The following is a 14,451-nucleotide window of genomic DNA, read 5'->3' as shown; positions in this document are numbered from 1 at the left end:
GCGCCTTTTTTAGTTTCCGGTGCTTTGGCGCTCGGCCTCAATCTCACGCCATTTGGCGACGTTTCGATTGTGCTCATCCAGTGTCTCGGCAAAAGCATGTCCGCCGGTGCCATCTGCAACAAAGAAGACAAAATCAGTCGCTTCGGGCGAAACTGCGGCTTCAAGACTTGCAAGACCAGGATTTGCGATAGGTGTTGGCGGGAGCCCATCAATCACATAAGTGTTCCAAGGCGTTGCACGGCGCAGTTCGCTGCGGCGCAGGCCTCGTCCCAACGCGCCCTGCCCCTTGGTGACACCGTAGATTACTGTCGGGTCCGTCTGCAGCTTCATGCCTCGCTCAAGCCGGTTTACAAATACGCTGGCAACCTGTCCACGCTCATGCGGAACACCAGTTTCCTTTTCGATGATTGACGCCAAAATCAGCATCTCTTCGGGGGTATTGATTGGCAAATCATCCTGCCGCCCTTCCCAGGCGGCGTTAATGCGCAGTTGCTGCTTATCCTGCATCGACTGCAGGATTGCCGCCCGATCGGCACCTCGCACAATGTCATAGCTGTCCGGTGCCAGCGCCCCTTCGGCCGGTATTTCAGGGATATCTCCCGTCAACGCGTCGATCTGCTTAAGACCCTCGACCACCTGCCAGGATGTAACACCTTCAGCAATCGAGACCCGGTACCGTGTGTCTGAGTCTTCGCGCTTTTGGGTATAAGCCGCGGGTATTTCTTCTTCCGCTACATCGAACGATGCGATTTCATCGAAGTCCAATGTTGCGGGGTTCAATTCGCGTACACGGGTTTGTATGCGGGTTACACCGATCCGGTACTCAATCTCGGATCCGCAGGTACTGGCCCCGCTCCGCGTAATCTCATCAATGATCTGCTCCATCGAAGCACCCTCGCGGACCAGAAAGCTGCCTGCCTTCAGCTGAGGTGCCTTGTCGGTATAATCCGCCGCCATACGGAATATCGTAGCGCTGCTGATCGCGCCCTGATCCTCCAGCTGTCGGCTGACCTGCGTCATGTTCGAGCCACGTTCGACCTGCAAACACATCGCAGCTTCCAGAGGGCCCGCATTCTTGTATCGCGCCTGCCCCCACAAAATCAGTCCACCGGCAAGAAACAGGCCGACCACCAGGATGGTCAGCATGTTGGAGGCCAAAGCGCGCCACATTTAGCTGGCCTTTCCGAAGATCACACTTGCATTGGTGCCGCCAAATCCAAACGAGTTTGACAACGCCACATCAATCTTGCGCTCACGCTTAGCATTCGGAGCCAGATCAATCTGGGTCTCGACCGCTGGGTTGTCCAAATTGATCGTCGGTGGCGCAACCTGATCGCGGATTGCGAGGATCGAGAAAATGGCTTCGATCGCGCCTGCAGCGCCCAACAGATGGCCCGTGGCCGATTTGGTCGAACTCATCGTTACATTCGCCGAATGCTCGCCCAGGAGACGCTCGACCGCACCCAATTCAATGGTATCGGCCATGGTCGATGTGCCATGCGCGTTAATATAGTCTAGGTCCTTCGGCTCCAGCCCCGCGCTGCGTAGCGCTGCGTTCATAGAACGCTCTGCGCCATCGCCGTCCTCACTGGGTGCGGTGATATGATAGGCATCACCGGACATGCCATAGCCCAGAACTTCGGCATAGATTTTCGCGCCACGCGCTTTTGCGTGCTCGTACTCTTCCAGTACAACGATGCCCGAACCTTCACCCATGACGAAACCGTCCCGGTCGACGTCATAGGGGCGACTGGCTGCTTTGGGGTTATCGGCGTATTTGGTCGACAGCGCCTTGCAAGCGTTGAATCCAGCGATACCGATTTCGCAAATGCACCCTTCGCCACCACCGGCAACCATTACGTCAGCGTCACCGGCACGGATAATGCGGCTTGCGTCACCAATAGCGTGAGCACCGGTCGAACATGCAGTCACAACCGAATGGTTCGGGCCTTTGAATCCATGGCGGATCGACACCTGACCCGAGGCCAGGTTAATCAGCGCGCCTGGAATAAAGAAAGGCGACACCCGTCGAGGGCCCTTGTCGCGGATCAGGTTAGCCGTTGCTGCAATGGAGCCCAGCCCACCGATACCTGAACCGATAAGAACGCCAGTGCGCAAGCGCGCCTCTTCATCCTCGGGTAGCCAGTCGGAATCCTTGCAGGCCATTTCAGCAGCTGCAATCGAGTACAGAATGAAGTCTTCGATCTTGCGCTGCTCTTTCGGCGGCATCCAGTCGTCAGGATTGAATGTCCCGTCGGTGCCGTCGCCTCGCGGAACTTCGCAGGCATACGTTGTGGTGACCCCACTTGCCTCAGCATCAAATTGCGTGATCGGGCCTGCACCGGATTCCCCATCCAGCAACCGCGACCATGTTTCCTCGACCCCGCTGGCCAATGGAGTGACCAACCCAAGACCGGTTACAACGACTCTGCGCATAAAATGCCTCTTGCCTGCTTCCTGTTTGAGAAACGCTCATACCCCGGGCCGGGGTGCGGGGGCAAGAGCAAGGCGCAATCATCACACAAGCAGATTGAGCGGAACATCTACAGTATACACTCTTGCAATGCGGCTCCTGGCCAGATGAAAGCCCGCCCTTTCACTGGACATGAAAGGGCGGAACCTGTTGTTTTGGAAGAAATCTTACTGAAACGCCGCAACCGGTTCGTGCGCGGTGCTGGCAACATTCAGCGCATCTGAAAGCTCGAGTGTCTTTCTGAACAGCGCGCGACCAACCAAGGCGCCCGAAATATTCGGGATATAAGCCAACCGCGAGATATCATCTGTCGTGCGGACCACACCGCTTGCGATGATCGGTGTGCGAGATGTCTCTGCCAGCCCCGAGATCAGGCCCAGCTGTGCCTCAACGTCTTCCATGTCGCTATCGATATCAGTGACCAGAATTGCTGCAAACGGCGTCTCTGAAAACGCTTCGATAAAGGCCTCTGGTGTAAACGCACTTTGACTACGCCAACCGTCGGTCATCACTAAGCCTTGCCAAACGTCCACGGCCAGAACGATTTGGTCCGGATAGAGTTTGGCCAATTCTTTCACCAGATTTGGATCCCACGCAGCCATAGTGCCGATAACAATCCGGCCTGCGCCCTTGTCGATCCAGTGCTCGACTTGCTCGCGCGTTCTCATACCACCTGCCAACTGCACAGGGATTTCGGCAGAACGGATGATCTCTTCAACCATCTCCGAATTGGTATCGCGCCCTTCAATCGCGTCAAAATCGGTCAAGTGCATCCACTCGGCTCCAGCATCGGCCCAACTGCGTGCCGTTTCTGCGGGATTCACGTGCCAAATCATGGCCTCATCCAGACGACCCTTGTCCAGTGTGACACAGCGGCCGTTCTGCAGTTCCATCGTAGGGTAAATCCTCATGAGCTTGCTCCTCCGCTCAATCGCAACGTCAATAGAGGATACCATACCCTCAACTCTATCGGCGAGAATTTCCAGTTTCGGCAAACCAAAGGCAATTTGCGGCACGATCAAGGAGAAAGGTTAAGCCAGTTTGGGCGGCCCGTTTCTTTTCAGCAGGTTCACCTGACTTCCCATATAGTCGCGCTCGGCCATGAGCTCATAACCCAGCTTTGCCGCCAGATTCTGCGACGCGTGGTTTTCAGCATCAATCAGGGAAACCAGTGGTCCAGGCATTATTCTGTCAAACCAGTCATGTGCGGCCTGTGCCGCTTCAAAACCAAATCCCTGCCCCTGGGCCTCTGGTGCCAATAGCCATCCGGCCTCGGGAAAGCTGTCGAAGTCGTCGCCTAACCCTCGATTACGATAGAAAAAGCCAGCTTGACCTATCATCTGACGATTCGACTGTCGAAAGACGGCCCATTGGCCAAAACCGGCCATCTGCCAGTGGCCGGCATTCCTCAGAAAGGATTCCCACGCTTCGCCCCGCGATAGCGGTTCCCGGCCAAGATGGCGCACAACACAAGGGTTCCGCCAAATCTCAGCGTAACGACTAAAGTCGTCGGGACGCATAGCGCAAAGCATCAGACGTGCCGTATTTATCATCGGGGTGGATCGTAGCATGCCCTGCCCGCTCAGAATTTCCTGCCTCGCGTAAATGGTTGCGGGTCAATAGCTATCTGGCAAGCGCGAATTCCGGCTGGGCAAAAAAAACGGCGCCTCCGTTGCCCGGAAGCGCCGTTTTAGCGGATAAAGAAGGTCTTAAGACGCTTCAGAGATGAATTTGACGGCGTCGCCAAAAGTTTGGATGGTTTCGGCTGCGTCATCAGGAATCTCGATGCCGAACTCTTCTTCGAAGGCCATAACCAGCTCAACAGTGTCCAGGCTGTCTGCACCCAGATCGTCGATGAAGGACGCGTTTTCGGTCACTTTATCTTCTTCAACACCCAAGTGCTCAACAACGATCTTTTTAACGCGATCTGCGACGTCGCTCATGTCTATTCCTCATTTCATTTCAGGGCATAGTGCCCGGTTCTGCCCTTGCCCGCTCAGGCTGGCCTTGATGTGCCCGTTCTGGGCGGTTTAGGTCCCCGATTACCGGGTAAGTAGAAGGTTGACCATCCGGCCAGCCCCTGCATATGTGCGCCGCCTATAACACAGACAACGCCCGAGGCAAACGCTTTCGCGCCCACCTCGATCCGCGCTCACAACATGGCCATACCGCCGTTCACATGCAAGGTGGTTCCGGTAACATATCCGGCTTCGGCACTTGCAAGATACAGCACAGCCGCAGCAATTTCCGAGGGGTCACCCATACGACCGGCAGGAACCTGCGTCAAAATCCCAGATTTCTGATCCTCGGTCAGTTTGTCGGTCATCGCAGTCGTAATGAAACCGGGTGCCACCGCATTGGCGGTGATTCCACGGCTGGCAACCTCATAGGCCAACGATTTGGTCATGCCCACCATGCCTGCTTTGGATGCAGCATAGTTGGCCTGTCCCGGGTTCCCTGTCGCACCCACCACCGATGAGATATTAATGATCCGGCCCCAGCGCGCTTTCATCATGCCCCTCAAAACGCCTTTGCACAGACGGGCAGTAGATGTCAGGTTGACGTCGATCACGCTCTGCCATTCTTCATCGGACATGCGCATGAACAGATTGTCTCGCGTGATCCCTGCATTATTCACCAGAATATCAACCGATCCCATTGCCTCAGCAGCCTGCTTCGGAAGGGCTGTCACCGCCTCGGCATCACTCAGGTTACAGGGCAGAACATGGGCGCGTTCACCCAATTCGTCGGCCAGAGCCTGTAGCGGCTCAACTCGCGTACCAGACAAAGCCACAATTGCACCGGCTTCATGCAAACTTCGCGCAATTTCTCCACCGATCCCGCCCGATGCACCGGTGATCAGTGCATTCTTACCTGTCAAATCAAACATTCGGTTTTCCTCTTGATGCTCGGTGTCTTACGATTCGGCCTGTGTCACATTCTGCACGTCATCAGGCGTACCGACAGCTTTACCAACAATCGCACGGTCAATTTTGCGAATCATACCGGACAGAGCTTTGCCCGCCCCGATTTCCCAAGTTTCACTCACGCCTTGCGCAACCATGTACAATACGCTTTCGCGCCAGCGAACCGAACCTGTGACCTGCTCGATCAGCAACCCACGGATCAGATCGGGATCTGTGACAGCCTCGGCCCGCACATTGGCAATCAATGGCACGGCAGGAGCTTTGATTTCGACATTTGCCAGGGCTTCGGCCATGACATCAGCGGCAGGTTGCATCAATGCACAGTGGAAAGGTGCGCTGACGGGCAACATGACCGCGCGCTTGGCGCCTTTTTCTTTGGCGATTTCGGCGGCGCGTTCCACGGCAGCCTTTGCGCCTGATACCACGACTTGTGTGGGATCATTGTCATTGGCAGCCTGACAAACTTGACCCTGCGCAGCTTGGTCTGCAACAGCGCGCACAGCATCAAGATCCAATCCAAGAATAGCGGCCATTGCGCCCTCTCCAACGGGAACCGCACTCTGCATCGCTTGCCCGCGGGTGCGCAAAAGGCGCGCCGTATCAGCGACCGACAATGCCCCTGCCGCAGCGAGCGCGGAGTATTCCCCCAACGAATGCCCAGCGACAAAACCAGCATCCGCAATCGAAATCCCATTGGCCTCCAGGGCCCGCATCGCAGCCATCGAGGTCGCCATTAGTGCTGGCTGCGCGTTCTGGGTCAGGGTCAGGTCCGCAATATCACCTTCCCAGATCAGATCGCTCAGCTTTTCCCCGAGCGCCTCGTCCACCTCGTCGAATACAGCCTGTGCAGCCGGATAGGCCTCGGCCAGAGCCTTGCCCATACCGATAGTCTGGGCACCTTGCCCCGGGAAAACAAATGCGCGTGTCATTGCAACCTCTTGGATGACGTTAGGTTGCCGCGGGGTGTAAACCGACAGACCGCGCGGCACAAGCTTTGCCTGATCTCTGCACTTTGGCACCGGCTCTGTGCATCCCTTGCTATTGTGTCCTAGGCTTGTAGCGGTAGGTTGTTGCATACGATCCACCTTCCGGAGCCTCAGATGCCTTCGTCAAACACCTTCTCAAGCTATGGAAGCGTAACCAAGACTTTTCACTGGCTGACAGCGTTACTTATCTTCACCGCATTCCCTCTGGGGTGGGTCGCCAACGGATTGGCCCATGCGATTTATGATCCGGCCATAGCCACAACCGAAGATGACATTGCACGCGCCGCCAGCCTTTTTTCTCTCCATAAAACCGTCGGGGTCACTGTTTTCTTTGTCGCGCTCGCGCGTATCATGTGGGCGATAGCGCAGACCAAACCCGGTCTATTGAACGCCGAGAACAAGCCCGAGGCCTTTGCAGCTGAAACCGTGCATTGGCTGCTTTACGCATCTTTGGTTCTGGCCCCACTAACCGGGTGGACCCATCACGCTGCCGCCGAAGGTTTCGCTCCGATTTTGTGGCCCTTCGGACAGGGCCTACCCCTTGTACCAAAATCCGAGTATCTGGCAGAGCTGACCGGAAGCCTGCATTGGCTGTTCGTCTGGACACTGGCCGGTTCAGTCGCGCTGCACGTCGCCGGGGCGCTAAAACACCACATTATCGATAAAGACAGCACGCTGCGCCGAATGATGCCGGGCGCCTCGGATGCACCGGAACCGCCAGAGCAAAGCCATTCAATGACCCCCGCATTGGCCTCTTTGGCCATTTGGGGTGCCGTTCTGGTCGGAGGATGGTCAATCGGCGCGTTTGACCACCAATCTACAGCTGGCACAGAGGTCGCAGAACTGACCCAGGTACAGTCCGACTGGAACGTCCAGGAAGGCAATCTAAGCATTACCATCACCCAGTTGGGCAGCCCGGTAACCGGCAGCTTTTCCGATTGGACCGCTGCAATCGTTTTCGAAGATCCGCCCACGCCGGGCTTAGCCGGATCAGCAGATGTCACAATCGCGATAACGTCGCTCAAACTCGGGACCGTCACAGATCAGGCAATGGGTGCTGATTTCTTCGACAGTGCGCAATTTCCAACCGCTCAATTCAAAGCTGATCTCTTCAAAACTGAGGACGGGTACGAAGCGCGCGGCGCGTTGACCATTCGCGACAAGAGTGTGGACGTAGTGTTGCCATTTACCCTCGACCTTCAGGGTGACAGCGCAGCTATTTCAGGACAGCTTGAACTGAACCGGCTGGATTTCGACATCGGCACTTCGCAGTCGACCGAGGATTCGCTGGGTTTTGCTGTTACAGTATCAGTTGATCTTACAGCAAAACGTGGCAACTAAGAAAATGGGCCGCCGAAGGGTTACTCCGGCGGCCTCGTTTCAACTCGTTGTAATCGTATTAGTCGGCCTTCTGGGCTTCGACTGAAATCTGAAGTTCAACTTCGTCGCTTACGAATGGCGCAAACTGACCAAGGTCGAACTCACTACGCACCAAGGTGGTGGTTGCGTCGAAACCAGCCCAGGGCTTTCCTGCCATAGGATGTTCACCCACCTGGTTCAGCTTGGCATCCAGAACAACCGATTTGGTCACGCCGTTCATAGTCAGATCGCCAGTGATGTTGGCAGTGTTTTCGCCCGTGACTTCGATACCAGTAGAGGTAAAGGTCACCATTTCTCCTTCGGTCACACCAAAGAAATCCTCGGACATAAAGTGGTCTTCACGTGGCTTCCAACCGGTAATCATCTCGACCACTGGCATGGATACTGTAACACTGGATGCAGCCGGGTTTTCCTGATCGAACATGATCTCGCCTTCAAACCCCGAGAACATGCCATGGGTGGTCGAGAAGCCAAGGTGGTTATAGCTGAAAAGAACTTGGCTGTGGCTGGAGTCCAGAACGTATTTTTCGGCGCCGGCAAATGCCGTTGTGGCCGAAACCGCGAGCGCTGCTGCAAGAAGGGTGGATTTCATGATAATCTCCGCAATTTTGTAGATGCAAACCTCTTGGGTTGCTCGACAACGAAAATGTGCTGCCCTAGGGCAGCACACAAGTAATATTATTTCACAATATCTGTTCTTAATTGAACAGAATAAAACTCAGGCGAAAATTGTTACACTTCCGCTAAGTTGACCTTTGAGCGCTCGGCTGACATCCGCCGATTCAAGCGGCAATTTCATCAACAAGCTGCCGTCCACATCGAACAACTCGATCTGGTCTTCAATGAAACGGGCACCACCCAGGCTGTCATAGCTCCGGCGCAAAACTGTCTGCGGGCGGCCATTTTCATTCTTTTGCAATACCCGGACCTCGCGGCGGATCGGGTCAAAATACGCATCAGGACGCGCGTCCAGAACTTCGATGGTCAGAAGGCTGACACCTACCAGAAGGAACATCAGAGAGGCCGCCAATTTGATCGGCCAGACTTCGGCGGCCATTGCCGTGCTGGGCATCAACCACATGGAAAAGGCAGAAACTATCAGTAGCGCACCGGCCAGACGGGCCAGAACCATCCGAGCTTTCCAATTTGGTGCAAAGCTAATGAGCACCGGCACTGACTTTTCAAAACTTACGCCTGTGGCGGATTTCTCGAAGGTATTTGTGTTAATCGCGGTCATTTTCAGTACCCTGTTTCTCAGGTTGCCGTTCCAACTTTTGTCAGTCCGGTTAATTTCCGGTATACAAAACAACTTTGAGCCGAAAAGCGTCAGGAATTGGGCAGCGCAGAGGAAATAGCGCGACTTCACAAAGGCATCTGTGGCAGGCCTTGCCCCCAGCGTACAAACGTGTATATCGGGCCATCCTTCGCAAACGACATGAATCGCGCAGCCTCTCGTGGCAGGGTCGCGAAGGACGAAACGGCCCCGCCTATGAAATGCGCCTTGATAGAAACAGGAGTGCACATGCCACTATATGAGCATGTAATGATCGCGCGTCAGGATTTGTCCAACGCGCAGGCAGAAAGCCTCGTCGAACATTTCGGCACCGTTCTGGCTGACAATGGCGGCAACGTCATCGACAGCGAGTACTGGGGTGTCAAGACGATGGCCTACAAGATCAACAAGAACCGCAAGGGTCACTATTCCTTCCTCAAGACCGACGCTCCCGCTGGCGCCGTTCAGGAAATGGAACGCCTGATGCGCCTGCACGACGACGTTATGCGCGTTCTGACCATCAAGGTCGACGAGCACAACGAGGGCCCTTCGGTCCAGATGCAGAAGCGCGACGAGCGCGAAGGCCGCCGCGAGCGCCGTTGATTAACGCCTGAAGAAAGGACACTAAACTATGGCCGCAAAACCATTTTTCCGCCGCCGCAAGGTCTGCCCGTTCTCGGGTGAGAACGCGCCGAAGATCGACTATAAAGACACTCGTCTGCTGCAGCGTTACATCTCTGAGCGTGGCAAGATTGTACCTTCGCGCATCACCGCCGTTTCGGCGAAAAAGCAGCGTGAACTGGCCCGTGCTATCAAGCGCGCCCGCTTCCTCGCCCTGCTGCCCTACGCCGTTAAGTAAGGAGATACTGACATGCAAGTTATCCTGCTGGAACGCGTTGCGAAACTGGGTCAGATGGGCGACGTCGTTGACGTCAAGTCCGGTTATGCCCGCAACTTCCTGTTGCCTCAGGGCAAAGCGCTGAGCGCATCGGACGCCAACATCGCGTCGTTCGAAGCCCAGAAAGCGCAGCTTGAAGCCCGCAACCTGGAATCCAAGAAAGAATCTGAAGCGCTGGCTGAGAAGCTGGACGGACAGCAATTCATCGTGATTCGCTCGGCCTCGGATGCCGGCGCACTGTACGGATCGGTCACCCCGCGTGACGCCGCAGACGCCGCTACCGAAGCAGGTTTCACCGTCGACAAGAAGCAGATTGCCTTGATCGCACCGATCAAGGACCTGGGTCTGCACACAGTCGCAGTTAAACTGCACCCCGAGGTTGAAGTGAAAATCGAAATGAACGTTGCCCGTTCGCAAGAAGAAGCCGAACTACAGGCATCGGGCAAATCGATTCAGGAACTGGCCGCCGAAGAAGAAGCCGCCGCAGAATTCGAAATCGCCGAGCTGTTCGACGATATCGGTTCCGCCGCTTCCGACGACGACGACCTGGTTGCTCAGGATGCTTCGGCCGAAGAAGACGAAGCCAAAGCCTGACCCTTGGGTTTCGAATTGAACAAGAAAGGCCGCACGATCTGTGCGGCCTTTTTTATGCCTCCGCCCGGCGAAATCCAGCTTGGGCCCCGGCCTTTGCTTGCGGTCATCAATAGGTTTCCTATCATCGCATAATAACTATTCGGAGACGATCAATGACATTTCTATTGCGCCGCAGTGTATTGGCATTATTGATAATTGCACCCTTTGCGGCGTGCGGAGGGCCCGATACCCCAACCCAGAACACGTTTGATCCTCCGCTCTATCCCAACGAAACACCGGAACTGCGGGCCTCCATAAACAAATGGGCCGACCACTACGAAGTGCCGCGCGAACTGGTGCACAAGCTAGCAATTCGCGAAAGCACCCACCGACCTTGGGCTGTGAATCGGCCCTATTATGGCTTGCTGCAAATCCTGCCGGCCACAGCTCGTTCAATGGGATATACTGGAAACGCCAAAGGCCTTTTGGATGCAGACACAAATCTCGAATTTGCCGGGAAATATCTGCGGGGCGCTTGGCTATTGTCCGACGGGGACCAGCAACGCGCCATATTCCTTTACGCAAAAGGGTTCTATCCCGAAGCAAAGGCACGTGGGATGCTGGTCGAAACAGGGCTACGTCCAGAATAACCGGATTTACCCCGAAACGAATCATCTGAGACATGCTGTTTCGGACCATTCTGTTGCCATTACATCGCAATATGACTACACAAGGCGAACAATTTGCTTGCACAATGCCCTGTGGTTGACGCAACGTATACCCCTAAGGACAAGTCTGGCATGTCTTGGGGGAGAGATATGCCGCCACAAGGGTTGGACAGGTGAAACTTATAGATTTGGCCGCGGTCGACCACACAGAGAAGTCGGCCGCTGACGTTATAAACGCCGTCTGCGAAGAGCTTGGCTTCGACTATGCGTCTTATGCCACCTTTAACCCTGTGAAAGGTGATGTGCAGGGCTATGCAAACTATCCTGATGAGTGGAAAATCCACTATGGCAGCCAGGGCTTTCATCACTTCGATCCGACGCTTTATCAATCTGTCCTAAGCATTGCACCCGTTGATTGGGGACGCTTTGATCAGGACGAGAAGTTCAACGCGGTGTTCCGTGACGCCCATGATTTTGGCATTAGTTCCAGGGGGTTAACAGTTCCTGTTCGTGGACCTTATGGTGAATGCGGACTATTAAACGTTACCCGGGACTGTTCGGATTCCGAATGGGATAAGCTAAAGAAACATGTCATGGGTGATCTGCAACTTGCTGCCGTTCAAGCCCACGATACTGTTATGCAATCCGGCTTGCTGGCCAAAGCTCTTTACCTGCCCACGCTGTCCACACGCGAACAGGAAATCCTCCAATGGGTAGCTGACGGAAAGTCGCAACAAGATATCGGTGATATTTTGTCTATTTCACACCGTACCGTCGAAGTTCATATGCGGTCCGGGCGTGAAAAGTTGGGCGCGCTGACCACCTCACAGGCTATTGGTCGTGCGATCGGCCTGGGCCTAATTGCCCCTGGTTAATCAAAAAAAAGCACTTCTACGGGAAATCCCTAATAGTCTGCGCTTATTTCTTGGTTAACCTAAACCCTACGGTAACCAGACTGTAGGGGGATGGAAATGATCATCGTTATTGATGGTATTAATCAACATAAGTTCAAAGATGTCTTAGATGACATGTTCAAACTGCGCGCTCGTGTTTTCGGCGATCGCCTTGGTTGGGAGGTCAACATTAAGGATGGGCGCGAGCGCGACCACTTCGATGATCTGCATCCAGCACATGTAGTCAGCATCGACGACGAGGGGGACGTTGTCGGGTGCATGAGACTACTGCAAACCAAAGGACCGCATATGCTGTCCGATGTTTTCCATTCGATCTTGGATGGAGAACCTCCAATTCGGAGCGCGCAAGTCTGGGAAGCCACCCGGTTCTGTGTCGATACTAAAAAACTGGGCCGAGGGCGCGGTGAAAACTCTGTATCCTATGTGACCAGCGAAGTTATGATTGGCTCTTTCGAATATGCCAAAGCGGCTGGCGTTCTTGACTCGATCGCGGTGATTGATCCAGTTATGAACCGCGTTCTGCAAAGGTCCGGTAACGCGCCTTATGACTACCTCGGTAGCGCTAAGCCCATGGGTAAAGTCGTCGCCATGGCCGCTTTGATGGACTGCTCAGATGAGAGAATTTCCGGAATTCGGGAATATGCGAACATCGCTCACGATGTATTCCTGACGGACGAGCAGGCAATAGATCTGTATACCAGAAACAAAACACCGGCAGATACAGGTGTGGCGAATTACGACCACCAACCACTAAGCCAGATGGAAAAATACTTTGTCGAACAGATGAATTCGGCAACCACAAAAGCCGAAGTCGAAGCTGTATTGAACCTGATCGAAGCAGTTTCGGATCGGTTCACCCCAGAGCAGAAAACTGCTCTGCTAAGGACCCCCCGTGCTTTTGCTCATGAGGCCTGACCCCCTCACCTCATAAGCATAAAGCCACCCACACGGAGCCGTCTTTTTCAGACGGCTCCGTTTTTTTTGCCCATAAGAATTCTATGGGCAGAAGAGGATTACTCCTCTTCCAATGCCTCTACGGCTTTCTGCAGGTCGTCTTTGCTGACTTCTTTATCCGCTACCTGGGCCAGCTCGACGATATAGTCGATGACTTTGTCTTCGAAGATCGGCGCGCGCAGTTGCTGCTGCATCTGAGCGTTCTGCTGCACGAACTCAAAGAACTGGCGTTCCTGACCAGGGTATTGGCGCGCCTGGTTCATGATCGCTTGGGTCATCTCTGCATCGGTGACTTCAACTTCGGCCTTCTGGCCCAGTTCGGCAAGCAACAGGCCCAAACGCACGCGGCGTTCGGCCAGCTTGTTGTGCTCGTCGGTCGGCTCGATCTCATCGTGGTCGTGGCCTTCCACTTCCGGGTTTTCTTCGTGCCATAGCTGGTGTGCGATCTGCTTGGCCTCGGCATCTACCAGCGACGGTGGCAGATCAAACGAAACCTTCATGTCCAATGCGTCCAGCAGAGCACGCTTCATCACCGCCCGCGAAGCACCGCTATATTCCGCTTCCAGACGTTCTGAAATCTGGCCTTTCAGCGCTTCCAAGTCTTCTGCACCAAATTTGGTGGCCAGCTCATCGTTGATCTCGGCGGCGACGGGTTCTTTCACATCCTTGACGGTGCAGGTAAACACAGCGTCTTTGCCGGCCAGATGCTCGGCACCGTACTCTTCGGGGAAGGTGACGTTTACGTCTTTTTCTTCCTCGGCCTTTACGCCAACCAGCTGCTCTTCGAAACCGGGGATGAAGCTGTTGGAACCCAGAACCAGCGGATAGTCTTCAGCGGATCCGCCCTCGAACTCTTCGCCATCAACCTTGCCGACAAAATCGAACACAATCTGGTCGCCGTCCTTGGCTTTCGAGCCTTTGCGGCGGGATTTGAAATCCTGCGCGGTTTCAGCCAGGTTGCCCAGCGCTTCTTCAACAGCCGCGTCATCGGCTTTGACAACCAGCTTTTCCAATTCAACCGATTTCAGGTCGACCTCAGGGATGGCAGGCAGGGCCTCATAAGACATCTCGACATGTACGTCGTCGCCTTCTTTCCAATCCTCATTGGTCATCTTCACCTGAGGCTGAAGTGCCGGACGCTCACCGCTGTCTTCGAAATGCTGGTTCATTGCACCGTCGATGCTTTCTTGCATCGCCTCGCCAAGCAGACGCTGACCGAACTGCTTTTTCAGCAGTGCCATCGGTACCTTGCCTTTGCGGAAGCCCTTCATCTCGACTTCAGGCTGCGCTTCGACCAGTTTCTCGTTCACTTTGTCGTCCAGCTCAGCCGCGGATACGACGATGTTATAGCCGCGTTTCAGACCTTCGTTCAGCGTCTCGGTAACCTGCATTATGGTAGTCCCCA

General features: G+C 54.8%; 17 protein-coding genes. 7 read left to right on the top strand and 10 right to left on the bottom strand.

Annotated features, from left to right (window positions below; genetic code table 11):
• Window positions 1-9: 9 nt before the first annotated feature.
• The 7 genes from mltG to fabD all read right to left on the bottom strand — a co-directional run bounded on the left by mltG (window position 10) and on the right by fabD (window position 6,329).
• Window positions 10-1,170 carry an endolytic transglycosylase MltG gene (gene mltG / locus AC2FIP_RS01265; protein ID WP_496691052.1) on the bottom strand — a complete coding sequence of 387 codons (1,161 nt, stop codon included), beginning with the start codon at window positions 1,168-1,170 and terminating at the stop codon, window positions 10-12.
• The gene (gene fabF / locus AC2FIP_RS01260) at window positions 1,171-2,436 is read right to left on the bottom strand and encodes a beta-ketoacyl-ACP synthase II (RefSeq protein WP_496695829.1); all 1,266 of its coding nucleotides are present in this window, start codon (window positions 2,434-2,436) and stop codon (window positions 1,171-1,173) included.
• A 204-nt stretch (window positions 2,437-2,640) separates the two neighbouring features.
• Complete coding sequence (locus AC2FIP_RS01255) at window positions 2,641-3,384, bottom strand: 1-(5-phosphoribosyl)-5-[(5-phosphoribosylamino)methylideneamino]imidazole-4-carboxamide isomerase (RefSeq protein WP_496691050.1); 744 nt, start codon at window positions 3,382-3,384, stop codon at window positions 2,641-2,643.
• 120 nt (window positions 3,385-3,504) lie between these two features.
• A complete protein-coding gene (locus AC2FIP_RS01250; protein ID WP_496691339.1) occupies window positions 3,505-4,005 on the bottom strand; it encodes a GNAT family N-acetyltransferase in 501 nt (166 codons plus the stop codon).
• 177 nt (window positions 4,006-4,182) lie between these two features.
• Window positions 4,183-4,416, bottom strand: a complete 234-nt coding sequence (locus AC2FIP_RS01245) for an acyl carrier protein (protein ID WP_005982462.1) — start codon at window positions 4,414-4,416, stop codon at window positions 4,183-4,185.
• A gap of 209 nt (window positions 4,417-4,625) precedes the next feature.
• Window positions 4,626-5,363 carry a 3-oxoacyl-[acyl-carrier-protein] reductase gene (gene fabG / locus AC2FIP_RS01240; RefSeq protein WP_496700541.1) on the bottom strand — a complete coding sequence of 246 codons (738 nt, stop codon included), beginning with the start codon at window positions 5,361-5,363 and terminating at the stop codon, window positions 4,626-4,628.
• A gap of 27 nt (window positions 5,364-5,390) precedes the next feature.
• The gene (gene fabD / locus AC2FIP_RS01235) at window positions 5,391-6,329 is read right to left on the bottom strand and encodes an ACP S-malonyltransferase (protein WP_496691049.1); all 939 of its coding nucleotides are present in this window, start codon (window positions 6,327-6,329) and stop codon (window positions 5,391-5,393) included.
• A gap of 171 nt (window positions 6,330-6,500) precedes the next feature.
• Here fabD and AC2FIP_RS01230 point away from each other — a divergent pair, with 171 nt between their 5' ends.
• A complete protein-coding gene (locus AC2FIP_RS01230) occupies window positions 6,501-7,727 on the top strand; it encodes a cytochrome b/b6 domain-containing protein (RefSeq protein ID WP_496784886.1) in 1,227 nt (408 codons plus the stop codon).
• A gap of 58 nt (window positions 7,728-7,785) precedes the next feature.
• Here AC2FIP_RS01230 and AC2FIP_RS01225 read toward each other — a convergent pair whose 3' ends face one another.
• Window positions 7,786-8,358 (bottom strand): YceI family protein, encoded by a 573-nt coding sequence (locus AC2FIP_RS01225; RefSeq protein WP_281971916.1) that lies wholly within the window; start codon window positions 8,356-8,358, stop codon window positions 7,786-7,788.
• A 126-nt stretch (window positions 8,359-8,484) separates the two neighbouring features.
• Window positions 8,485-9,003 (bottom strand): hypothetical protein, encoded by a 519-nt coding sequence (locus tag AC2FIP_RS01220; protein ID WP_496691047.1) that lies wholly within the window; start codon window positions 9,001-9,003, stop codon window positions 8,485-8,487.
• A 285-nt stretch (window positions 9,004-9,288) separates the two neighbouring features.
• Between AC2FIP_RS01220 and rpsF the strand changes: the two genes are divergently transcribed.
• From rpsF to AC2FIP_RS01190, 6 genes are all read left to right on the top strand, one after another.
• Window positions 9,289-9,642, top strand: coding sequence for a 30S ribosomal protein S6 (gene rpsF, locus AC2FIP_RS01215; RefSeq protein WP_142633142.1), 354 nt, complete (start codon window positions 9,289-9,291; stop codon window positions 9,640-9,642).
• A gap of 28 nt (window positions 9,643-9,670) precedes the next feature.
• A complete protein-coding gene (gene rpsR / locus AC2FIP_RS01210) occupies window positions 9,671-9,898 on the top strand; it encodes a 30S ribosomal protein S18 (RefSeq protein WP_005608650.1) in 228 nt (75 codons plus the stop codon).
• A 12-nt stretch (window positions 9,899-9,910) separates the two neighbouring features.
• Window positions 9,911-10,531, top strand: a complete 621-nt coding sequence (rplI, locus tag AC2FIP_RS01205; protein WP_142633139.1) for a 50S ribosomal protein L9 — start codon at window positions 9,911-9,913, stop codon at window positions 10,529-10,531.
• Window positions 10,532-10,683: 152 nt separating this feature from the next.
• Window positions 10,684-11,160 carry a transglycosylase SLT domain-containing protein gene (locus AC2FIP_RS01200; RefSeq protein ID WP_281994455.1) on the top strand — a complete coding sequence of 159 codons (477 nt, stop codon included), beginning with the start codon at window positions 10,684-10,686 and terminating at the stop codon, window positions 11,158-11,160.
• A gap of 191 nt (window positions 11,161-11,351) precedes the next feature.
• Window positions 11,352-12,053: a helix-turn-helix transcriptional regulator gene (locus AC2FIP_RS01195; protein ID WP_185956601.1), complete on the top strand. Its 702-nt coding sequence runs from the start codon at window positions 11,352-11,354 to the stop codon at window positions 12,051-12,053.
• Window positions 12,054-12,149: 96 nt separating this feature from the next.
• Window positions 12,150-13,007, top strand: a complete 858-nt coding sequence (locus tag AC2FIP_RS01190; RefSeq protein WP_496784885.1) for an acyl-homoserine-lactone synthase — start codon at window positions 12,150-12,152, stop codon at window positions 13,005-13,007.
• A 98-nt stretch (window positions 13,008-13,105) separates the two neighbouring features.
• Here AC2FIP_RS01190 and tig read toward each other — a convergent pair whose 3' ends face one another.
• A complete protein-coding gene (gene tig / locus AC2FIP_RS01185) occupies window positions 13,106-14,437 on the bottom strand; it encodes a trigger factor (protein WP_496784883.1) in 1,332 nt (443 codons plus the stop codon).
• Between the last annotated feature and the right edge of the window lie 14 nt (window positions 14,438-14,451).

The sequence above is a fragment of the Ruegeria sp. CDSB114 genome, from assembly GCF_059611025.1.
Note: the sequence above shows the minus strand (reverse complement) of the source record. Positions and strands in the feature narration are given on the sequence as shown.